The sequence below is a fragment of the Pseudoalteromonas sp. G5_S1_54_S4 genome (assembly GCF_054968565.1).
This window is the reverse complement of the sequence record NZ_JBQKUL010000001.1, coordinates 1-21103: the sequence shown is the minus strand read 5'-3', so window position 1 is coordinate 21103 and position 21103 is coordinate 1. Positions and strand designations below refer to the sequence as shown.

Annotated in this window: 19 protein-coding genes and 2 tRNA genes; 9 read left to right on the top strand and 12 right to left on the bottom strand. The window is 39.5% G+C overall.

Going from position 1 to position 21103, the window contains the following annotated elements:
- The first annotated feature begins 7 nt into the window (after window positions 1-7).
- From ACTRWE_RS00105 to ACTRWE_RS00095, 3 genes are all read left to right on the top strand, one after another.
- Window positions 8-469, top strand: a complete 462-nt coding sequence (locus ACTRWE_RS00105) for a sel1 repeat family protein (protein WP_462879287.1) — start codon at window positions 8-10, stop codon at window positions 467-469.
- 322 nt (window positions 470-791) lie between these two features.
- On the top strand, window positions 792-1226 hold the full coding sequence (locus ACTRWE_RS00100) for a SulA-like leucine-rich domain-containing protein (RefSeq protein ID WP_024601139.1): 435 nt from the start codon (window positions 792-794) through the stop codon (window positions 1224-1226).
- 39 nt (window positions 1227-1265) lie between these two features.
- Entirely contained in the window at window positions 1266-1742 is a 477-nt protein-coding gene (locus ACTRWE_RS00095; RefSeq protein ID WP_036954321.1) for a YchJ family protein, read from the top strand.
- A 67-nt stretch (window positions 1743-1809) separates the two neighbouring features.
- Here the strand turns inward: ACTRWE_RS00095 and ACTRWE_RS00090 are convergent, their stop codons facing one another.
- Entirely contained in the window at window positions 1810-2112 is a 303-nt protein-coding gene (locus tag ACTRWE_RS00090) for a DUF6172 family protein (RefSeq protein WP_008113037.1), read from the bottom strand.
- Window positions 2113-2324: 212 nt separating this feature from the next.
- On the bottom strand, window positions 2325-2852 hold the full coding sequence (locus tag ACTRWE_RS00085) for a VC2046/SO_2500 family protein (RefSeq protein ID WP_138686812.1): 528 nt from the start codon (window positions 2850-2852) through the stop codon (window positions 2325-2327).
- Window positions 2853-2964: 112 nt separating this feature from the next.
- On the opposite strand from ACTRWE_RS00085, the gene ACTRWE_RS00080 reads away from it, so the two are divergent.
- Together ACTRWE_RS00080 and ACTRWE_RS00075 are read left to right on the top strand one after the other, a co-directional pair.
- A tRNA-Tyr gene (locus ACTRWE_RS00080) sits at window positions 2965-3049 on the top strand.
- A 49-nt stretch (window positions 3050-3098) separates the two neighbouring features.
- Window positions 3099-3183 (top strand) — tRNA-Tyr (locus ACTRWE_RS00075).
- 25 nt (window positions 3184-3208) lie between these two features.
- On the opposite strand, the gene ACTRWE_RS00070 is transcribed toward ACTRWE_RS00075, so the two are convergent.
- Window positions 3209-3901, bottom strand: a complete 693-nt coding sequence (locus ACTRWE_RS00070; RefSeq protein WP_036954315.1) for a M48 family metallopeptidase — start codon at window positions 3899-3901, stop codon at window positions 3209-3211.
- Between the two features lie 245 nt (window positions 3902-4146).
- Here ACTRWE_RS00070 and ACTRWE_RS00065 point away from each other — a divergent pair, with 245 nt between their 5' ends.
- Together ACTRWE_RS00065 and ACTRWE_RS00060 are read left to right on the top strand one after the other, a co-directional pair.
- The gene (locus ACTRWE_RS00065) at window positions 4147-7458 is read left to right on the top strand and encodes a PAS domain S-box protein (RefSeq protein ID WP_138686813.1); all 3312 of its coding nucleotides are present in this window, start codon (window positions 4147-4149) and stop codon (window positions 7456-7458) included.
- 17 nt (window positions 7459-7475) lie between these two features.
- Window positions 7476-8471, top strand: coding sequence for a response regulator (locus ACTRWE_RS00060; RefSeq protein WP_138686814.1), 996 nt, complete (start codon window positions 7476-7478; stop codon window positions 8469-8471).
- 47 nt (window positions 8472-8518) lie between these two features.
- Here ACTRWE_RS00060 and ACTRWE_RS00055 read toward each other — a convergent pair whose 3' ends face one another.
- The gene (locus ACTRWE_RS00055) at window positions 8519-8947 is read right to left on the bottom strand and encodes a VOC family protein (protein WP_029750301.1); all 429 of its coding nucleotides are present in this window, start codon (window positions 8945-8947) and stop codon (window positions 8519-8521) included.
- 4 nt (window positions 8948-8951) lie between these two features.
- The gene (locus tag ACTRWE_RS00050) at window positions 8952-9608 is read right to left on the bottom strand and encodes an HD domain-containing protein (protein WP_462879285.1); all 657 of its coding nucleotides are present in this window, start codon (window positions 9606-9608) and stop codon (window positions 8952-8954) included.
- A 139-nt stretch (window positions 9609-9747) separates the two neighbouring features.
- Between ACTRWE_RS00050 and ACTRWE_RS00045 the strand changes: the two genes are divergently transcribed.
- On the top strand, window positions 9748-10938 hold the full coding sequence (locus ACTRWE_RS00045; protein WP_138686816.1) for a class I SAM-dependent methyltransferase: 1191 nt from the start codon (window positions 9748-9750) through the stop codon (window positions 10936-10938).
- 9 nt (window positions 10939-10947) lie between these two features.
- Here ACTRWE_RS00045 and ACTRWE_RS00040 read toward each other — a convergent pair whose 3' ends face one another.
- The 5 genes from ACTRWE_RS00040 to ACTRWE_RS00020 form a co-directional block, all read right to left on the bottom strand.
- The gene (locus tag ACTRWE_RS00040; protein WP_013465237.1) at window positions 10948-11244 is read right to left on the bottom strand and encodes a PilZ domain-containing protein; all 297 of its coding nucleotides are present in this window, start codon (window positions 11242-11244) and stop codon (window positions 10948-10950) included.
- An 8-nt stretch (window positions 11245-11252) separates the two neighbouring features.
- The gene (locus tag ACTRWE_RS00035) at window positions 11253-11633 is read right to left on the bottom strand and encodes a response regulator (RefSeq protein WP_013465238.1); all 381 of its coding nucleotides are present in this window, start codon (window positions 11631-11633) and stop codon (window positions 11253-11255) included.
- 226 nt (window positions 11634-11859) lie between these two features.
- On the bottom strand, window positions 11860-15747 hold the full coding sequence (gene hrpA, locus ACTRWE_RS00030) for an ATP-dependent RNA helicase HrpA (RefSeq protein ID WP_171040140.1): 3888 nt from the start codon (window positions 15745-15747) through the stop codon (window positions 11860-11862).
- 128 nt (window positions 15748-15875) lie between these two features.
- The gene (locus ACTRWE_RS00025) at window positions 15876-16910 is read right to left on the bottom strand and encodes an isoaspartyl peptidase/L-asparaginase family protein (protein ID WP_138687220.1); all 1035 of its coding nucleotides are present in this window, start codon (window positions 16908-16910) and stop codon (window positions 15876-15878) included.
- 124 nt (window positions 16911-17034) lie between these two features.
- Window positions 17035-17739: a SapC family protein gene (locus tag ACTRWE_RS00020; protein ID WP_013465241.1), complete on the bottom strand. Its 705-nt coding sequence runs from the start codon at window positions 17737-17739 to the stop codon at window positions 17035-17037.
- A 305-nt stretch (window positions 17740-18044) separates the two neighbouring features.
- On the opposite strand from ACTRWE_RS00020, the gene ACTRWE_RS00015 reads away from it, so the two are divergent.
- Window positions 18045-18755, top strand: coding sequence for a DUF6445 family protein (locus ACTRWE_RS00015; protein WP_138687219.1), 711 nt, complete (start codon window positions 18045-18047; stop codon window positions 18753-18755).
- A 3-nt stretch (window positions 18756-18758) separates the two neighbouring features.
- On the opposite strand, the gene ACTRWE_RS00010 is transcribed toward ACTRWE_RS00015, so the two are convergent.
- Complete coding sequence (locus ACTRWE_RS00010) at window positions 18759-20294, bottom strand: tryptophan halogenase family protein (protein WP_350314785.1); 1536 nt, start codon at window positions 20292-20294, stop codon at window positions 18759-18761.
- 76 nt (window positions 20295-20370) lie between these two features.
- Window positions 20371-21103 (bottom strand): TonB-dependent receptor domain-containing protein (locus ACTRWE_RS00005; RefSeq protein ID WP_462879283.1); only part of this gene is annotated, 733 nt, incomplete at its 5' end.

Sequence of the window (21103 nt, the reverse complement as noted above, 5' to 3'; positions counted from 1 at the left end):
AAGTAGCATGATCAAAACGACACCAAGTGGCCAAGACTTAGAGCAACAATTAGACAACATTCTTTCTTTTGTAACGCAACCAAGCGATGCAAATCTCCCTGCGAGCTCTAAAAACACCGATCAAGACATATTAAATAAAGCCCTTTATTACCTTAAAAATGAACAAGGCGCCTTAGCCGCAAAATGGATACGTTTGGCAGCAATGGCAGGAAATTATCGCGCGCAGTTTTATTTAGGGCTGTTTTTTATAAAAGGACAAGGTGTGCCGCAAAGTGTATTTCATGGTGCTGCGTGGCTTAGCTTAGCCGGTAGTCAAGGCTATGAACCCGCCATAGAAGCAATGAGCGATATACGAAAACATATTAGTACCAAACGACTTAAAGATGCTCAATGCTACGCAGCCAGCCTGTATGAACAAATTCATCAGTTACAATTCTCACATTTGATCCCCTCTAGTAGCGAAAAATAATTTCACTGCGCAGCAACTCATTTCATCTGTAAATTAATTAAGCGTTTATAGCCAAAGCAAGCACGCTTAATTAATTTAAACTACTGTATACCCCCTGTTCATCTGTATTTATTTGCTCCCAGCCTTAAAATTAATTCTGTGGGGATTAATTTCCAATAAAAATTAAACCTTTGTTATATATAGATTATTTGTATATTTATAATAACTGTCGCGTTTTAAGATGAATAACTGTACAAAAAAATAGCAAAAAACACTTGCACCAAACAACTGTATAAACTACTGTATGAATGTACTGTATAAAAACCCAGTGAGTGAGAAGATTATGTTACAGCCAATTACCCTAAGAACAGTTAAAAGCTATCAACAAGATGACCAATCAGATTGTGTTAACGTTGTACAAATTGAAGATGAAATTTCAGCAACGTTTGAGTTATTAAAAGTATTACACCAATACAACAGCCTAAACGCATGGACACTGTTAATAGCACCCGATAACGTACCGAGCAAAGCGCTACTTGATTCATGCTCAATTGATACCAGTAAATTGCTGGTTATTCGTCAAAAGCATTTAGTTAATTTAGAGTATGTTTTAAGTTCTGCACTTCACAATGGAAATTTTGCCGCGGTGATCACCTGGACTGACATAATAAATAACCAACAACTGTCGCAGTTATCATTAAACTTGAGCCATACGCGCACTAAGTTGTATTGCTTTAGCAAAAAAAGCGCTCACCCTGAGATTTCACTTACGCAATAAGCTTGATAAACTAGCGTTTTAATACACAGTACATTTATCATGACTTCTAACGCCCTATTATGTTTTTGTAGCAGTCAGCAACCTTATGCTGATTGCTGCGAGCCTTTTCATTTAAAAACCAAACAGCCACACACACCAGAGCAACTTATGCGTGCACGCTACAGTGCTTATGCTGTTAAAAACGCGGTTTTTGTTCGTGAAAGTTATGCAAAAGAAAAACAAGCTGAAAATTCAATTTCAGAAATTAAAGATTTTGCAAATAGTTGCCGTTTTATAAACTTAACCGTATTAGACTCTGGTTATAATGATGAAACAGGATTTGTTACATTTAAAGCTCACTACTTTTATCAAGATTTATATTGCCAGTTAGCAGAAAATTCAAGGTTTATTAAAGAAGATGGACAATGGCGATACCTTGATGGTGAGATTACACCGGTTGCCGATATTAAAGTAAAACGCAATGATACGTGCCCTTGTGGCAGTAATAAAAAATACAAAAAATGTCATAGTGTATAAATAACAGCTACAAAAAATGGGCCACAAGGCCCATTTTCAAAAACTACACTAAACGCAAATTAGCGTTTTATTCGCCATCATCTTCATCGAAATCTTGACGCTGTGCAGGTCTTGCTAAAATCTCTAAGTAAAAAGAAGTTAAACCTTGCTTTTCAATTTCACTGATGTGATTGTTAATTTCAGCAACGTGAACCACTTGGGCTTCTTCAGCCGTGTTGCCAAACTTACAATCGAATGCCCAGTAGTCGGCATCAACAGGTAAAGTTTTATTACGTTCTCTTTTCAAATATTTTTTCACTTCATGCTTTGCAGCATCAACCATACGAGGGTATTTGATTTTCTCATGATTCAGCGTGAATGTTTTCTTCATTACGTTCCTAATTACCTTGGTTTAATGATAATGGCATTTAATGTCATACCATTTGCGCCATTATAGCAATTGCATTTAAATTTTGGATGCTTTTTTTATATTAAATCAGTTATTAAAATAAAGCACCTATAAAACCAATAGTTACTTACTACTATAAACACAGTTTATTACAATCAAATGGCATGTATAAAGCAGCAATTGAACACATATAATTAGGCACTAAACAAATGTAATGGCTGGTGGATAGCTTCATTTTGTAAATCATCATAAAATGCCACCGCATCCATTTGAGGGTTTGATAACTCGGTGTTGGTATTTTTAATTCGTCGACGTACCGCTAATTCACAGTTATCAATGACAGTCAGTGGAATGTGGTTTTTATCATCACGAATATTAAATGGCTCAGGCTTTAAGCACTGAGTTAACTTTATATCACTCATCCCTACAGCGCTTCCCATTTTTGCTAAAAGCTCTGTGTTATTTTTACCAATTAACATATTAAAGGTATCTGGCGCTAATGGCTGCTTTGGACCTGCGCCAAATTGTTTACGCAGAGCATCTTCATCAGCTTGATAATGCTTAGTGTCACTTTTGGGTAGGTGGAATTCACTAAAATCGAGTGCATCGTGAGAGAGCATTGCTAATAAAAGTGCAAACTCGCCTCGGCGGTTTTCGTGCACACTTTCGTTAAGCCTCGTTTTTAACTGGCTCTCCGTGATTAACAAATCACCAATCTGCATAGACTTTAGCCTATTTAACTAATTAATAAGTATTTATCGGCTAAATTTGAATTTTCTTTAGCTTTTTTCTTTACTTAAATAAGAAGTTTGCTATTATCTGCCGCGTTGCATTGGAGGGGTTCCCGAGCGGCCAAAGGGATCAGACTGTAAATCTGACGGCTCAGCCTTCGCTGGTTCGAATCCAGCTCCCTCCACCACTTTTCTTAGGCTAAGTTAAGTGGGGCCAAATGCAATAACAATTAGTGTGGAGGGGTTCCCGAGCGGCCAAAGGGATCAGACTGTAAATCTGACGGCTCAGCCTTCGCTGGTTCGAATCCAGCTCCCTCCACCACTTCTCTTCTCTACCTTATTTCTTTTTATTCAAATACCCACTGTAAACTCATACCATGATTGTTTAACCAGTTACTTGCTTGTTTATAATCTGAATAAAATAATTCCACACGTTGCCAAAATTGAGCGCTGTGATTTAAATATTTTAAATGTGCTAATTCATGAACAATCACGTAGTCAATGACCCATGTCGGTGCACTTGCCAAGTGTAAGTTGAAGGTTACTTCACGCCTGCGATTACAACTACCCCAGCGACGTTTATACAATTGAATACGAATATTACTCGGTAGCTTTTCACCCATCAGCTGACAATAATCGTTAACTCGCATTTCAATATAACTTTCTAATTTCTCATGCAAAAACTGCTCTAGCAAACTTTGATACATTTGCGTTTGATGCTTTACACGTGAAGAAATACTCAGTAACAGCGTTTGGCTTTCATTGTGCTGCTGCCATTGAGTGCGTGCTGCGTTTTCAAATTGCACATTAACAGCTTCATTAAATAATTTAATACTCTGGGTTTTGAGTGGAAACTGTCGTGTATCGGCTTGAATTTGTTGCTTATGTAACTGAGCATCAATCCAGTTCTGTTTACTTAACAGCCATTCATTAATTTGTGTTTTCGTTACAAAATGGGGCGCATATACCGTAAGCTCACGTTGTGCGACTTTGATAGCCACTGTTTTTCTTTGCTTACTTCGCTTTAAAGTGTAATCCAACAATGAATGCTGCCTATTTATAATTAACCACTGGGTTTTATTTTACCTTGTACCATAACGGCTGATCTATAAATAATCCCCACTAAATGCCATTTTAATAACAATGCATTTAGTGCTACTCAATAAATAGTATGGTTTAGAGCTTAAAACACTTACGTTGCTTTTGTAATTTATAACTCAATACCTTGTGATTATTATTGTATTTTATATTAGACTGAATTTAAGAGTTATTATGTGAATGATTGATGTTAGCTAATTTTTTTATAAACGAACCAGATCCAAGCCTAATTATTAATGGTGTATACGACCCAAGTTTAGTGACACTATCTATACTCACCGCAATTTTTGCAGCTTATTTTTCTTTGCACGTTATCGATTTAGCAAATAATACACATTTTAAATCTTATCGAAAGTTAGCCAATATAACCGCAGCCTTAGTCCTTGCCGGAGGGGTCTGGAGCATGCACTTTATTGCTATGCTCGCATTTTCTTTGTGCACTACAATTGAATACGACCCCACACTCACTTTTGTGTCGTTTATACCGGCGTTACTGGCATGTACCATTGCTTTTTCTTGTTTGAAAACATATAGCTCTAACCCTCGTATTATCAATTTAATTCTAAGCTCTCTTTTATTTGGCGCGGGTGTTGGCACCATGCATTACAGCGGTATGGCAGCGATGCAATTAAGTCCTTTACTTCGTTATGATCCAATATGGTTTGGCGCTTCAATTGTTGTTGCAGTGCTGCTGTCTTTTATAAGTCTCTATGCACGTTTTCATTTACCAGCACACTTTAAAAAATTAACGCCTGTGCATAATCGTATTATTTGCGCCCTTATTCTTGGCCTTGCCGTGGCTGGTATGCATTATATGGGCATGGCTGCTACGCGATTTATTGCAACAAGCCCGATAATTAACGAGCAAACAAACCAATCACATCTAACCTTTATTGCTATTAGTGTGTCGTTCGCCACGCTTTTATTAACAGCGGTGGTTGTGATCATCAATGGCATGATCCGTTACAGAATGCTGTTGGGGAAAAAATCAGCTGAAGAGTCTCGCCTTGATGCTATTTTATCAACTGCCATTGACGGCATCGTTACTATCAATATTAAAGGCACTATTTTGAGCTTTAATAAAGCCGCAGAAACAATTTTTGGCTGGCAAGATAATGAGGTCATTGGCCAGAATGTAAAAATATTAATGGCTGATGATATTGCTAATCAACACGATGCTTTTTTAAAAAATACAACAAACCATGAGGTAAAACGTGTTATTGGTGTTAATCGCGATGTGTGGGCAAAACATAAAAATGGTCATCAATTTCCAATTCGCTTAGGGATTGGTGAAGTAAAGCAATTACAAACTGAAACATTGTTTGTGGGCTTTATTACCGATTTAACTGAGCAAAGAGCGTTACAACAAAGCTTAATTGAAAAAGAGCGACAATACCGTACCTTGATGAACAATATGCCCGGTGTGGTATTTCGCTGCTTGTTAGATGAACACTGGAGTATGTTGTTTATCAGCCCTAGCGTCTATGAACTAACGGGTTATCGCGCTGAAGAATTTACTGAGCAGCGTATTACCTTTGCCGAGCTTATTGTTAAAGAAGATGAAGCGGCTATTTCTTTAGCGATTGATCAAGCAGTTGCATCGACCAGTCAATACTCAATTGAGTATCGCATTCGCCATCGCAACGGCAATATTATTTGGGTACTTGATCAAGCAAGTATTATCACTAACTCTAAAGATGATACACGCTGGGTTGATGGCGTTTTAGTTGATATAACCAAGCGCCATGAATATGAGCAAAGCTTAAAGCAAGCTAAATACGAGGCTGAAGCAGCCGCGCAAGCTAAACAGTCTTTTATGGCAAATATGAGCCATGAGATACGTACCCCCATGAATGCAATTATTGGCTTTAGTGATATTTTAATGGATAGTCCGCTTAATAAAGACCAACAAAAACAAATTATTACCGTTAATAACGCTGCGCGTTCTTTATTGCATTTACTCAACGATATCCTTGACTCAGCAAAGCTAGAGAAAGGTAAACTCGAAATTCAAAAAGTACATTTTAACTTGCAAGAATTGCTCGATAATATTGTGTCGACATTTTGGCTTGATGCAAAACGAAAAGACTTACAGCTCATTTTAAAAATAGCTGACAATGTAAATCCATTTTATTTTGGTGATGATACGCGTTTACGCCAAGTGCTAACCAATTTAATCGGCAATGCGATAAAGTTTACTGAGCAAGGCCATGTTACTGTTTCGGTTACTCATAAACCCAATCAACCCATTTTATTTGAAGTACAAGATAGTGGTATAGGTATCGAAAAAGGTCGCCTTGAAGCTATTTTTAAACCCTTTGAGCAAGCAGATGGCACCACAACACGCCGATTTGGTGGCACAGGGCTTGGCACAACAATTAGTAAGCAGCTGGTTGAATTAATGGGCGGCAAAATATATGCACAAAGTACCCTTGGTCAAGGTAGCTGTTTTTCCTTTACTGTTGGGCTTGAGGCAGGCGAAAAAAGTCAGGTGCAAGCCATTAGTAAAAACGCATTTAGCTTACCCCCATTAAAAATCTTAGTGGTGGATGATATTGAACAAAATATCGAACTACTCACTATTATGCTTTCCCAAGCAGGCCACCAGGTAAGTAAAGCAAATAATGGTTTTGAGGCCATTGACATGTTTAATCAGCATCGCTTTGATATTATCCTAATGGATATTCATATGCCTAAATGTGATGGGATCAGTGCCACAGCATCAATTCGCTCTTTAGAGCAGCAAAAACAACTAAAGCACACGCCAATAATTGCCTTAACGGCCAGTGTGCTACAGCAAGATAAGCTAACAGCCAAACAAGCGGGTATGAATGGTTTTACAACGAAACCCGTTGACATAAACCAACTCAACCAAGAAATAGCGCGGGTGCTTGGGCTTGCTATCAGCCAGTTAGTAACTAACGATCCAATAGATTCAAAACTTCGTATAGATTTTAATAAAGGTGAAAAAATGTGGGGCAGCAAAGAGAAACATCTCAAAGAGGTTGTACTCTTTTTAGCTCAGCATCAAAATAGTATGCAAACCTTGGCGGCCATTAAGCTAAACGATAAACATCATGCTCATATTTTGCATAATTTAAAAGGTCTTGCCGGTAATTTAGCGCTCAATAATTTATCTTACTTAATTACGCAAGCTGAAAAACAACGTGATATAACAAGTTATACTCAGTGCATATTAAAATGTCAGCAAGAGTGGCAGCAGCTAGCAGATGAATTATCACACTTACACATTGCTTTTAAAGAGAATGAATTACAAAAAGAAACCGTGTCAGATGCTGAATTTATTCACCAATTAACGCTTTTACTCAGCCAAGCTAAACGAGCAGAGTTGGATGATACGTTATTAAGTTATATTGAAAGAATAACACCCGAACAACACAAAGCTGCTATTTTGAATATTTATGAGCAGTTTAATGACTTTGAATTTGATAATGCACAAACACAGATCAACGCATTATTAACAACACTCAATAACTAGCTCTTCTGAGGATGACGATGGATCAATCGATAAGTCAGGCGCGAATATTAATCGTCGATGATGAACCTGCAAATTTAAAAGTAATGCGCGAGGTCTTAGCGAGTAACTACCGTTTATCGTTTGCTAAATCGGGGGCTGTGGCACTGCAATTAATAGAAAACGATCCGCCAAAACTCATTTTACTTGATGTAATGATGCCAGATATGAATGGCTTTGAAGTGTGCAAAATTTTAAAAGCTAATCCTAAAACCGCACACATTCCGGTCATTTTTGTCACCGCACTCACGCAAGAACAAGATGAATCGGAAGGGTTTTCGCTAGGTGCGGTTGACTATATAACCAAACCTATTAGCCCTGCGATAGTAAAGGCAAGGGTAAAAACTCATCTTTCTTTAGTACAAGCCGAGCAACTAAAACAAGCACATGTAGATTTAGTTGAGCGATTGGGTCGCGCGGCAGAGTATAAAGATACTGATACGGGTGAGCATATTGCACGAATGAGCCAATACAGCAAAGTACTTGCTTTAGCGTTGGGAATGAACGAACAACACGCAGAATTATTACGCCAAGCTGCGCCAATGCACGATGTCGGAAAAATAGGTATTCCTGATTCGATACTGTTAAAACCTGGCAAATTAACCCCCGACGAATTTGCACACATGAAAGAGCATGCCGCTATAGGGGCTAAAATATTGGCCAACTCACCTTCCCCCTTACTGCAACTTGCCCATGTATTGGCTATCGAACATCATGAAAAATGGGATGGCACAGGTTATCCTAATGGATTGAAAGGCGAGGAAATCTCTATTGAGGGGCGGATTGTAGCGATTGCTGATGTATTTGATGCACTTACATCAAAACGTCCTTATAAAGAGCCGTGGAGCATTAAGCAAACACTAGAGCATATGCAACAACAAGCAGGAAAACACTTTGACCCTCAGCTGGTTGATCTTTTTATTAGCAAAATAGACGCTATTTTAGCGATAAAAAAGGCTCATCAAGAACGTGATTAAATCGTCTCTTTTTTGAACAAATATTACTGCACAAAGTTCAACAGGACCTAGCCTCTTTTGGCATTGTGAGAGCCTAACGCTACAGCTGGAAAATGCTGTTTTATAATGCGGTAGTCATGGGAAGTGATCTCATGGCTATTCCCACTGTTATCTTTAAAATACATAGAAAAAGTCACGCCATGATCAGCCAGTATCGTTTTAATTTCAAGCTGCTCAAAATGTGCTAACCACGCTATAAATTGCTCACCGATTGCAGCAAAAGCGATTCCTTTACTTCGCCCTGGCGCCTCAAATAAAGCTAAACGTGTCGATCCGTTTTCATCTTCAAGCGTTAAAGGGCCTTTGCCTTCTTCATTCCAAAATGCTAATTCCTCTACTACAGTAAAACCAAGCACCTTTTCATACCAATCAACGGCTTGGGTGAGGCTTTGAACATTTAAATGACAATGATCAATACCGCTCAATTTTGGCCTCACTGTCTTACCCTCCAATTTCAGATTTTAACTGCTCTAAAAAGTCATACATATAATCTGTTCTTCTAAGTGCTTCAGCTTTAGCTGAAGGTGTATTCATACTTTTTGCAATATGCAGCAACTTTATAAAAAAATGATCTAAGGTGTACTGTTTATCATCAGGTTCACGCTCTAAACAAAATGGATCATTAGGATTGTATAAAAGTCGGCTTATTGAGCCCCCCACTTTCATACAACGACTAACACCAATAGCCCCTAAAGCATCCATTCTGTCAGCATCTTGTACAATCTGTGCTTCAACGGTTTTAATAGCAATATTGGCGCTAAAACTATGCGCGGCAATAGCATGGTGAATATCATCAAATAGCGCTTCATCATAGCCAATAGACGCTAAAAAACTAATCGCTTTATCGGCAGCCAGTGTTGATGCTTTCGCTCTGTCTGGATGATTTTTTGCCACCGCAACACAATCATGTAACCAAGCAGCAGGTAAAACAACATTCATATTGGCTTTTTCAGCAGTGCATAATTTAACTGCGACACGGACAACGCGTTCAATATGAGTGATATCATGGGCTACATCAGCATGAATAAGCGCTGTTATAAATTCTCTGCATTGCTGATCAAGTTGCTTTAATGAAGGGCTAAGGGCTGAATTGTCCACCGAATTTCCAAAAATCTATTTAAACGAGGTAATATCCGCTACTTTAACGCGATTTATAAGGCCCTTGCAAAACATTCATTGTATGTTGCGCGTGGCTTGACTAAAATACAGCGCTTATTTATTACTACAGAGAAGCCCTATGTCATCTGCCGTTTACCTGCAAGCTGGTCGCGATAAATCATTAAAAAGAAAACACCCTTGGTTATTTTCTAAAGCCATCAAAAAAATTAAAGGTAAACCTGGATTAGGTGACACGGTAACCATACACGACAGTGAAGGTAAGTTTTTAGCCACCGCGGCTTACAGCCCGCATTCACAAATTCGCGCGCGCGTATGGAGCTTTGATGAAAAAGAAGTCATAGATCAACATTTTTTCGAGCGTCGCCTACGTCGTGCTTTAGAAGCTCGCAGCCATGCGATTGAAGAAGGTGGACTGACCGGTTTTAGGCTTTGCGCCGCTGAATCAGATTATTTACCGGGTGTTACCATAGATAAATTTGATAACACCTTGGTTTGTCAGTTACTCAGTGCCGGTGCTGAGCGCCACAAAGGTGAAATTGTTGGCGCATTAATGGCTATTTTCCCAGGCTCTAATATTTATGAGCGCTCAGATGTAGATGTGCGCACTAAAGAAGGCTTGGAGCCAATTAAAGGAGTGCTTTGGGGTAATGAACCCACAGCGTCAGTTATCATTGAAGAAAATGGTTTAAAAATTGAAGTTGATATTCTTGAAGGCCATAAAACCGGCTTTTATTTAGATCAACGTGATAGCCGTGCTGCGCTGGAGCGTTTTTCAAAAGATAAAACCGTATTAAATTGCTTTAGTTATACGGGGACGTTTTCTCTCTATGCCCTGCGTGGTGGCTGTAAGCATGTAACCAATGTCGATGTTTCACAACCAGCTCTTGATACAGCAAAGCGCAATGTTGAACATAACAACCTTGATTTAAATAAAGTCGACTTTGTAAAACAAGATGTATTTAAGTTATTGCGCCAATACCGTGAAGACGGCGTGATGTTTGATACGATTGTGATGGATCCGCCTAAATTTGCTGATAATAAAGCGCAGTTAACTGGGGCATGTCGGGGTTACAAAGATATTAATATGATTGCGATGCAAATATTAAAACCAGGCGGCACACTGCTTACTTTCTCATGCTCTGGTTTAATGGAACAAAATTTGTTTCAAAAAGTGGTTGCAGATGCAGCACTTGATGCAGGTAAAGATTTGCTGATCATGGAGCGCTTAAATCAAGCAGCTGACCACCCTATTGCGGGCAGCTACCCTGAAGGCTTTTATCTTAAAGGCCTTATTTGTAAGGTTTACTAAACACTAATTTTAGTTAAACTCAATAATTTCTAGCCCTGCGGTTATCGTGCCATCCTCTTCTGTGCTGGCACGTATCACCTTTGCAGTGGCTTTTAACGGTGCAATGCTTGGATGGGTTGATGCAATATCAACCGATAAAATTGAGTTAAGCTCTAATAAATCATCGAGCTGCAAGGAGAGCCCTGTTGCACTTAAGTCAAGGCAGGTGCCTGTGTAACTTAGTCCTGCGACGGGCTCAATCGAGGTTAACTTAGCGGGTGTGTTAACCTGCATACGTCTGTAGTTTCGCTTATCTTCAGTAAACATAATTCCCTCTACACAATATTATTAATTTTTTCTCGTAGTACGGCGATAGAAAAAGGTTTTACAACGTAAGCATCACACCCTGAGTCAAAGCCTGCTTGTTGCTCAAGCTCTGACTCAAGTCCTGATATCATCACCACCGGAATGTGTTTTGTCTCTGGCGTATGTTTAAGTATGCGACAGGTATCATAACCATCAAGCCCCGGCATACATACATCAAGCAAAATAATATCAGGCGGATTAGCAATGGCAGATGCTAAACAACTTTTACCAGAATCAGCATAGCTTAAATCAAATGTTGATGCTAACCCTGCTTTGAGTATTTCAAAATTGAAATACTCATCATCAACCACTAACAATTGTCGCGCTTGGTGTTTTAGTAATGAGGACATAGCAATGTCATTTCCTTCTCAAGTTAGTCCCTTAAGGTCTGTTGACCGTTCAAGGTTGAATTTGCAGTAGCCTGTTTGGTATTTAGGCAAGGCAGAGCCTATGTGGTGTAGTTTTTACTTAGCCCACTAGGTTACAAACCTCGCGCCGCGATTAAACCGCCCTTAGTTTGAACAAATTTTAATCCACAAAGGTCAACAGACCCTAGCTTAATAGCGAATAAAGGGATTATTCAATTTCTTTTATCGCATTTAACACACGTTTTGCTGAAATTGGATAAGGTGTACCTAAGGTTTGCGCAAATAAGGATACGCGTAATTCTTGCTGCATCCAAAAAATAGCCTCAACATCATCAGGCAATGGCATTCCTTTAGGGGTTTTATTCGTCAGTTTTTTATATTCTTGCGCCACTTTTTCAAGCTCTAGCACACATAATCTATCACGATTTGGGTCAACGGGTAGCTTTTCTAGTCGTTTTTGAATCGCTTTTAAGTAACGAATTAAATCGCCGAGCTTATCCGCCCCATGCTGGCTCACAAAACCTTTAAAAATAAGCGATTCTAACTGAGATTTAATATCGCCATGGGCAGTGATCATGGTTAAATCTACTCGCCCTTTCATTTTTTTATGCAGCGCATGAGCAATACTCAGTACTTGTTCTACTTGGGTTGCAATTGCTACTACGGTGTCGCCTAATTCGCCGCGAATATGCTCTTTAACCGCTTCAAATGCATCACTTGTACGAATATCACCATATTTAACTAATAGGCTATCAACACCCGATGCAATGCAGTCATCTATTAAATCGGCAATTTTACCAAAAGGATTAAAATACAACCCTAGCTTAGCCTTGTTTGGTAAATTTTGCTGCAGGTATTTAATGGGTGATGGCACGTTTAATAACACTAAACGACGCAACCCCTGCTGGTGCGCTAATTGCGCTTTAATTTCGTTATCGAATAACTCCACTGCCGCCGTTGATTTTTTATCCACCAGCGCAGGGTACGCTTTAATTTCGTACTGACCTTGCTTTTTCACATAGGATGTTGGTAACTCTCCAAAATCCCACTGTGTTAAATCGGTTTTCTCTATGCCTTTGTCGGCGACTTTAGATAAGGTGTCGGTGACCTTGCCTTGTAGCTGCGCTTTAAGTTTAGCTAAATCGAGTCCACGTGCCAGTAGCTTGTCGTGTTCATCGCGCACTTCAAATTGTAGCCTTAAATGCGGAGCAAGCGCAGTTAAATCCCACGCCTCAGGGTCTACACGGACGCCGGTCATACGCAGTAATCGATTGCTTAGCGAGTCGATTAACGAGCCTTGTAATGGCTCTATAGCCGCTAACACCGCATCGGCATAATTGGGCGCAGGGACAAAGTTACGACGCAATGACTTTGGTAATGACTTAATTAACCCACAAATTAACTCATGACGAAATGCCGGTATATGCCAATCAAAGCCACTTTCTTGCACTTGGTTTAACAGTGCAACGGGTATTTGTACGGCAACGCCATCAACCGCTTGGCCTGGATCAAAGTGATAGGTAAGCGGCAGCATCAAATTATCTTGCTGCCATGTATCTGGGTAGTCAAATTCGGTAATGCTGCTGGCGCCATGTTGCATGAGCTCTTCGCGCGTCATGTGCAGGTAGTGTTTGTCTTGTTGTTTTTGTGTTTTATACCAGTTAATAAACGCAGCACGATTGTTAATATCGCTGGGTATTTTCTTCTCGTAAAACTCAAACAAGGTTTGCTCATCAACTAAAATATCGCGTCTACGAGACTTGTTCTCGAGCACTTGAATATCTTCAATTAATTCGCGGTTATACGCTAAAAATGCTTCATTTAATCCAAGCTCTTGTTCAACCAGCGCCGAGCGGATAAATAATTCGCGGCTTACTTTAGGATCAATCTTGCTATACACACACCGGCGTTTATTAACGATAAGCAGGCCGTAAAGTGTTTGTTGCTCAAAGGCAATGACTGCACCGGGCTTTTTCTCCCAGTGTGGCTCTGTATAGCTTCGTTTTACCAAATGTTGAGCAAACGGTTCTACCCAGTTCACATCTATTTTGGCATTAATACGGGCATAGAGTTTACTGGTTTCTACCAATTCAGCCGACATCATCCACTTGGGGCTCTTTTTAAACAAGCCAGATCCTGGAAAAATATGAAATTGGCTATTACGTGCGCCTTTATACAGCTGCTTTTCGTCTTTAAAACCGATATGACTGAGCATGCCACTTAACAGTGCTTTGTGAATAAGCTCGCTGTCTGCAACATTAGTGGTGGCTTTCATTTTCATTTCATTGCACACAGTGCTGATTTGATAAACGATATCTTGCCATTCACGAATGCGCATATACGCTAAAAAATCTTTTTGACATAGCTTTCTAAACTGGCTATTGGTCAGCTCACTTTGCTGCTCTTCGAGGTAATTCCATAAGTTTAAAAAGGCGATAAAGTCAGAGTCTGGATCGTCAAAGCGACCGTGTTTTTCATTCGCTGCCTGGCGTTTTTCTTGTGGTCGTTCTCGTGGGTCTTGAATTGAGAGCGCAGCAACAATAATAATCACCTCACGCAATGCACCCAGCTTATACGCAGTCAGCACCATTTTTGCTAAACGCGGATCCACTGGCAAACGACTCAGCTCTCGACCAGATTGCGTTAAACTGGTTTTTTGATGACGTTTAGCTTCTTTTACCGCTTGTAACTCTTCAAGCAGTGTTAAACCATCGTTAATGTTGCGGCTATCTGGTGCTTGCACAAAAGGAAATTGCGCCATATCACCCAACCCTAATGCCAGCATTTGTAAAATAACTGACGCTAAGTTAGTACGCAATATTTCAGGATCGGTAAATTCAGGACGTGATAAAAAATCGTCCTCTGAATACAAGCGAATACAAATACCCGCTTCAACACGTCCACAACGCCCCATTCGCTGATTAGCACTAGCTTGCGAAATAGGCTCTATGGGTAAACGTTGAACCTTTGTACGGTAACTGTAACGACTAATACGCGCCGTACCCGGGTCAATAACATAACGAATACCTGGCACCGTTAGCGATGTTTCAGCGACGTTGGTTGAGAGAATAATGTGGCGGCGCGAATGCGGCGCAAAAATACGATTTTGCTCAGCGTTCGATAGCCTTGAATACAAAGGTAATATATCGGTGTGTTTTAAATTGCGCTTACTTAGTGCATCGGCGGTATCGCGTATTTCTCGTTCACCGTTTAAAAAGATCAGAATATCACCGGGGCCTTCAGCGCAAAGCTCATCGACCGCATCAAAAATCCCCTGTAACTGGTCGCCTTCGGCTTCCATGTCTTCTTTTTGGATATCACTGATGGGGTTATAGCGTACATCCACAGGGAATGTCCGGCCTGATACTTCAATAATTGGCGCATCATCAAAGTGCTTAGAAAAACGTTCTGGATCAATGGTCGCTGAGGTAATAATAACTTTTAAGTCAAGACGTTTAGGAAGTAAATTTTTAAGGTAACCTAAAATAAAATCAATGTTTAAACTGCGCTCATGCGCCTCATCAATAATAATGGTGTCGTATTGATTCAAAAAACGGTCTTGTTGTATTTCAGCTAATAAAATACCGTCGGTCATCAGTTTTATATAACTGTTATTAGAAACCTGATCGCTAAAACGAATTTTAAAACCCACTTGCTGACCAAGCTCGCATTGCATTTCTTCTGCTATACGATTGGCAACGCTACGTGCAGCTAAACGTCTAGGTTGAGTATGGCCTATATACCCATCAACCCCACGTCCTAACTCTAAACACATTTTAGGAATTTGTGTGGTTTTACCTGAGCCGGTTTCACCAGCAATGATCACCACTTGATTATTAGCAATGGCTTCTTTAATGGTGTCTTTTTTTTGACTGACCGGTAATTGCTCAGGATAAGTAACGTTAGGTAGCCCAGCTAAACGCTGCTCGCGAAGCGATTGACTGCGACTGATATCAGCCGTAATTTTTTCAAGCGCACTGGTAAGTTTTGCCTCGTCGGTAATTTTTTTTACGCCATGAAGGCGCTTTTTAAAACTGAATTGATCTTTTTTTAAGCACGTTTTTAGCTCGCCAAACAACTGACCTAGGTTTACCACCTGCATACCTTATAAAAATTAGTCAAAGAGCCCCGATTGTAGCAAATTAAATGGCTGGGGTTAATCCTGTAAAGGACATAACAATCAGCGGATTATTATATAAACCTCCAGCCACTAAAGAAAAACGCTTATTCGTCGCTAAAAATACCTACATAAGTCGCTTGCGTATTCGATTTACTCGCACGGTACATGCCTGTGGTGTTAAACGGCAGGCTAATATTGCCTTTTGTATCAACAATAATAACACCGCCTGTGCCGCCAATCGGTTTAAGCACCCCATTTATTACTTCATTCCCAGCTTGAGCAATGGTTTTACCTTGATATTTTACTCGTGCGCAAATATCGCTTGCCACATTATAACGAATAAAATATTCGCCATGGCCAGTTGCCGATACCGCACACGAGGCGTTTTCTGCAAAGGTACCCGCGCCAATAACTGGTGCATCACCAATACGGCCAAAACGTTTTGCGGTCATTCCGCCAGTTGACGTACCCGCGGCTAAATTACCTTGTTTATCCAGTGCCACCGCACCCACAGTCCCCATTTTATAATTAGCAGGTAACGCCTTGTGCGCTGCTTGATAATCTTTATTGGTGCTTTTGCTCGCCTCTAGTTTTTCCTTTGCTTTTAATAAAGCTTCATAGCGATGCTTTGTATCAAATATATTATTCTCTACTAAGCTAACGCCTTGCTCTTTAGCAAACTCTTCTGCACCTTGACCACTTAACATCACATGCACTGATTTTTCCATCACTAAACGGGCAAGTTTAATTGGACTTTCTATGTGCTTAATGCCCGAAACCGCTCCAGCTTGGCGTTTACGACCATCCATAATAGAGGCATCTAACTCATGGCTACCATCATAGGTGTATACCGCGCCGCGTCCGGCGTTAAAATAAGGCGATTGCTCTAACACTTCAATGGCTGCTGTGACTGCATCAAGGCTTTCTCCGCCTTGTTCAAGTACCTTATACCCAGCCTCAACAGCTTGAGCTAATTTATCGCGGTAAGCTTGCTCTTGAGCAGGTGTAAATTTACTTTTTTCGATTGTGCCTGCCCCGCCATGAATCGCAATGGCAAACGGCGTGCTCGCACTCAATGCAGATGAGCTCACACTCATTAAACTACCGCAAAGCAGTCCTAGTAATAGTGATTTTTTCATTGTGCGTTCTTTCGTTAGTTAGGATTAAAACTAATGTGAATGGTTACGTGGGGTTTTTCAAGTGAACTGAGTTTAATGGCATAAAAAAAGCGCCCTGAGGCGCTTTTTAAATTCTGTTTAAAAATTACGCTTGTTGCGCTTTTAAACGTGCTAAACGTGCTACTTGGTGAGTAGACGTTAAGAAAGAATAGATAGGTGCTAAATAACCGCGTTTACGAAGCTCTAGAAAGTCTGCATCGCTTAGCTCATTTAGTTTTTTCTCATCGATAAGGTAAATACCGTTGATGTCTTTTTTCTCGCCTTTAATATCAACCGTTAGCGTTTGTGCTACAAGTAGTTCTTTATCAGCAAGGAATTTAGTAAACGCATCAGTGACTTGTGAAAACTCAATGAACGATACTAACGCTTCTTTACGACGCTTAAGGTAATCAGTTTCTTCACCGTTTTCGAATAATGCATTACCCTCTTCTTCACCAACTAATGAGCTCGCTTCGTCAATTACAATACCAAATTGATCTTGCTCAGGATGCTTTACTAAACCTAATGGGTAACGCGTTGTTGCCATAGGTGCAAATGCTGCTGTCCATTTGTCGCCATCAACAAATAAGTTTTCGCCAGGCTCTAAGCCAAACATAGCAACCGCTTGAAAAGTACCTGTTTCGTTATTTTTAACAAAAGACATTGGAAACTCATTGGCGATACGCGCAAACTCGTGTGCTACAACTGGCACTAAGTGTTGAGTTTTCATAAATTCGATATTGATGCCATTTTTAATTTTAGTGTTGGCATGTTTTTCGTTGTGTAAAGGCTGTACTTGTTGCTCCGCCATGTTACTGCTCCGTTATTTTATAAATTTGATTTTTTACTGTTAGTGCCATAAGGCTAAAGGTTTTGGCAACAAAAAGGAAGTGAAAATTTTGTGGCAGTTTGTAGGATATTAATTAACAAAAAATTATCGTTGATTATTTAGACAAATATATAAAAAACGTTACTTTTGCCAACGTTCACTGGTCTATTAGCCATTAAATACACTTGCTGATAGCTTTGACAGCGTTGTCAGAGGTGATATATTAATTTTACAGCGAGGTATGATGTTTACACTTAAATATTCTCATCAAAAATTAGACCTTAAAAATGAAAAATTTAACCATAAATCCACAGTTAAAAATTGAAAAGTTGATGATCCCTGGCACACAGGTATACGCTTACGTTGTTGATGATTTTCTTTTAGATACAAGCAGTGTAATGAATTTTGCTCATAACATAGCTTACTTTAATCCTATGTTCTCAGATAATTCCTTTTATCCGGGGATCCGCGATAATATGCCACAACCGTACTTGAGGTTGCTGCACGCATTTTTTCAAAATGAAATACTGCCTAAAATAGACAATAAAAATTATCGAGAGTCTATTCTTCATAAAAGTTTACTTTCATTAGTTTCATGCAAACCTGCAAATTTAATTGCTGATCAAAAAGTACCACATATTGATTCATGTGATGAAAGAGATTACGCATTTGTACATTACTTATCGCCAGAGGAGCTTGGTGGAACAAGTATTTATAAGTATATACCTAAAAACATTATTGAATTTAAGCAACAACATAAGCCACTACTTGCAGATATAGTTAATGATGTTAAAAAAGCCCCTGATGAACATCAAGGCTATTTATCTGGCAACACCAGTTTATTTGAGCAGATCTTTAAAGTTGATGCTAAATTTAACCGCCTTGTTATTTACCAAGGCAACTTATTGCACAGTGCAAATATTTACTCTGAGCAAAGCTGCTTAGCCGATGCTAAAAAAGGCCGTCTGTCGATAGCCTCTTTTGCAAGTGTAAGATAAGGGTTAGATTGACTGAAGCTCATACTGTTTAATTTTATTTAAAAGCGCTCTGTGATCAGGAAGCTTATTTATTAAATAGTGATCAATCTCAGCTCTTTGTTTTAAACGCGCTAAACAGTGTGCCTGTTCTTTATCGGGGCTGTTAGACGCCTTAGTATTGTAATTCATTCCATAAAGTACAAATAAGAAGTTCTCTAGATAAAACACTTCAAACTGACTAAAAAAATCATCTCTGACTGGGGTAAACTCTTTCCACAAATTAAGTTTTTCTTTTAATGACGTGGAAATAGTGTCTTGGTTTTTATTTGCTATCCAAAAAGCTGAATCAGTGCGGTCTGATATACAGTAGTGAAGTTTAATAAAATCAATCACCCGCTCCCATGCATACCCCATAGCATGATTAAAACGCTCTTCTAATTGCTCTAGCTGCGTTGTTGATGATGGAAAGCGCAACGTTAAAAATTTAGCTGAAAAGTCAGTTAATAATATTGACGTTGCCTCTAATGGTTCTAAAAAGCCTTGCGCTAAACCAAGGGCAACACAATTTTTATGCCAAAACTTTTTCCGGTAACCGACCCGCATTGGTATTTTTCTGTAGGTAAGATCTTGCTTACTGTCACCTAAATAACGGTCAAGTTTTTCATGTGCCTGTTCATCCGTCATATGGTTATCTGAATAAACAAAACCGACTCCACGCCTATTGGTGAGCGCAATATCCCAAATCCAGCCAGCTTGATGAGCGGTGGCAAGTGTATAAGGAGGAATAGCATCATCGGCTTTGGTTGGTACTTGCACCACTAATGCGCTGTTAATTAATAAACTCTCAGATACATCAACAAAAGGGATCTTTAACGCTTTACTCATAAGTAAAGATTCAAAGCCTGAGCAGTCAATATAAAAGTCAAACTCAAGCTCTTCATTGTTATCTGTAATAAGTGCAGCAATAGCGCCGTCATCGCCAAGCTTTACCTGTGTAACATGGGTGTGTATATGCTCTACAGAAAATTTTTCTTTTGCATTACAAGCAAGTAGTTGCGCAAACTTGCCTGCATTAAAATGATACGCGTAAGCCAACTCCCCTTCATATTGAGCATTAGTGATATTTTTAGGTGCTAAGCCTGCCTCACAAATAACATGCTGAGAAGATAAGCCCTGCGCATAACTTTGACTTTTCTCTTTGTTATTTAACCAATAAGAAGTTAAATGCTTGGCATCATAAGAGCTTGGCACATCAAATAAATGATGAAAAAAGTTGCCTTCGCCATGTTTTTTCTTATCCATCCAGTTAATAAACTTTATTGACTGCTTGAACGTTGCATCACATTGCCTAATAAATTCATCTTCACGAATACCAAAGCTTTTTAGGGTATTCCTAATATCGGGGACTGTGCCTTCACCGACACCAATTGGCGGTATATCTGGGGACTCTATTAAAGTAACAGATATACCTTTACGATTGAGCATCTCTTTGCCAATGTGGTTTGCAGCTAACCAACCGGCTGTTCCACCACCTACAATTGCAACTTTTTTTATATCCATAAATCACCAATAAAGTTTAACCTCGTAAAAAAGCCCAGCAATGCTGGGCCTAGGTTATTTTTACTCATTTAGCGTATTAAAAACGCATTGTTACACCAAGCTTGTAACGTGCTTCACCTTCAAAACTCCACACTGGGAAGTCATTCAGTAAATCAGGGTTTGGTAATGAGGTAGATGCATCATTGTTACCCAACTGAACGCTGTCTTCCTCTGTTAGGTTAATACCTTCGAAAGTAACATCTAAGTAATCAGTTACAGAGTATGTTGCACTGAAATCTAGCTGTCCGTAGTCTTGATGCTCGCGGTTACCGTACCAACCTGGTGCTTCACGAATAATAAACTCTGAACGCCAGTTATATGCTAAACGAGCAGAGAAATCATCATTTTCATAAAAACCAACTACGTTATAGCTGTTTTTCGATGAATCAGAGAATACCCCAACACGGTCTGGGTAATTCTCTGCTGGTGCTTGCGCATCTGAATAAGAGTAGTTAAATGAATAACCAAAGCCGTTATCGAATGAATCTTGAATTTGGAACTCAATACCTTCGATTGAACCACCCGTACCATTTGTTGATGAGCTTACTGTCCAACAGTCATATTGCTGAGCACCACACGGTGGCTCGCCGGCATCTGGGTTAGTCGTATAAACTGGGATGTCGATACCAATTTGTTGGTTTGTTTGTTGTTGGGTAGAAATAAATGAGCTTACTTCTTTAGTGAAGTATGTGACGCTTAACATAGCATCGTCATCAAAATACCATTCAACACCAATGTCTGCCTGGAACGCTTTAAATGGGCTTAAACCT

What these genes read in the sequence shown, in the direction of transcription:
- ACTRWE_RS00105 (WP_462879287.1), top strand. Translation starts at nt 8, where the DNA reads ATGATCAAAACGACACCAAGTGGCCAAGACTTAGAGCAACAATTAGAC.
- ACTRWE_RS00100 (WP_024601139.1), top strand. Translation starts at nt 792, where the DNA reads ATGTTACAGCCAATTACCCTAAGAACAGTTAAAAGCTATCAACAAGAT.
- ACTRWE_RS00095 (WP_036954321.1), top strand. Translation starts at nt 1,266, where the DNA reads ATGACTTCTAACGCCCTATTATGTTTTTGTAGCAGTCAGCAACCTTAT.
- ACTRWE_RS00090 (WP_008113037.1), bottom strand. Translation starts at nt 2,112, where the DNA reads ATGAAGAAAACATTCACGCTGAATCATGAGAAAATCAAATACCCTCGT.
- ACTRWE_RS00085 (WP_138686812.1), bottom strand. Translation starts at nt 2,852, where the DNA reads ATGCAGATTGGTGATTTGTTAATCACGGAGAGCCAGTTAAAAACGAGG.
- ACTRWE_RS00065 (WP_138686813.1), top strand. Translation starts at nt 4,147, where the DNA reads ATGTTAGCTAATTTTTTTATAAACGAACCAGATCCAAGCCTAATTATT.
- ACTRWE_RS00060 (WP_138686814.1), top strand. Translation starts at nt 7,476, where the DNA reads ATGGATCAATCGATAAGTCAGGCGCGAATATTAATCGTCGATGATGAA.
- ACTRWE_RS00045 (WP_138686816.1), top strand. Translation starts at nt 9,748, where the DNA reads ATGTCATCTGCCGTTTACCTGCAAGCTGGTCGCGATAAATCATTAAAA.
- ACTRWE_RS00040 (WP_013465237.1), bottom strand. Translation starts at nt 11,244, where the DNA reads ATGTTTACTGAAGATAAGCGAAACTACAGACGTATGCAGGTTAACACA.
- ACTRWE_RS00035 (WP_013465238.1), bottom strand. Translation starts at nt 11,633, where the DNA reads ATGTCCTCATTACTAAAACACCAAGCGCGACAATTGTTAGTGGTTGAT.
- ACTRWE_RS00025 (WP_138687220.1), bottom strand. Translation starts at nt 16,910, where the DNA reads ATGAAAAAATCACTATTACTAGGACTGCTTTGCGGTAGTTTAATGAGT.
- ACTRWE_RS00020 (WP_013465241.1), bottom strand. Translation starts at nt 17,739, where the DNA reads ATGGCGGAGCAACAAGTACAGCCTTTACACAACGAAAAACATGCCAAC.
- ACTRWE_RS00015 (WP_138687219.1), top strand. Translation starts at nt 18,045, where the DNA reads ATGAAAAATTTAACCATAAATCCACAGTTAAAAATTGAAAAGTTGATG.
- ACTRWE_RS00010 (WP_350314785.1), bottom strand. Translation starts at nt 20,294, where the DNA reads ATGGATATAAAAAAAGTTGCAATTGTAGGTGGTGGAACAGCCGGTTGG.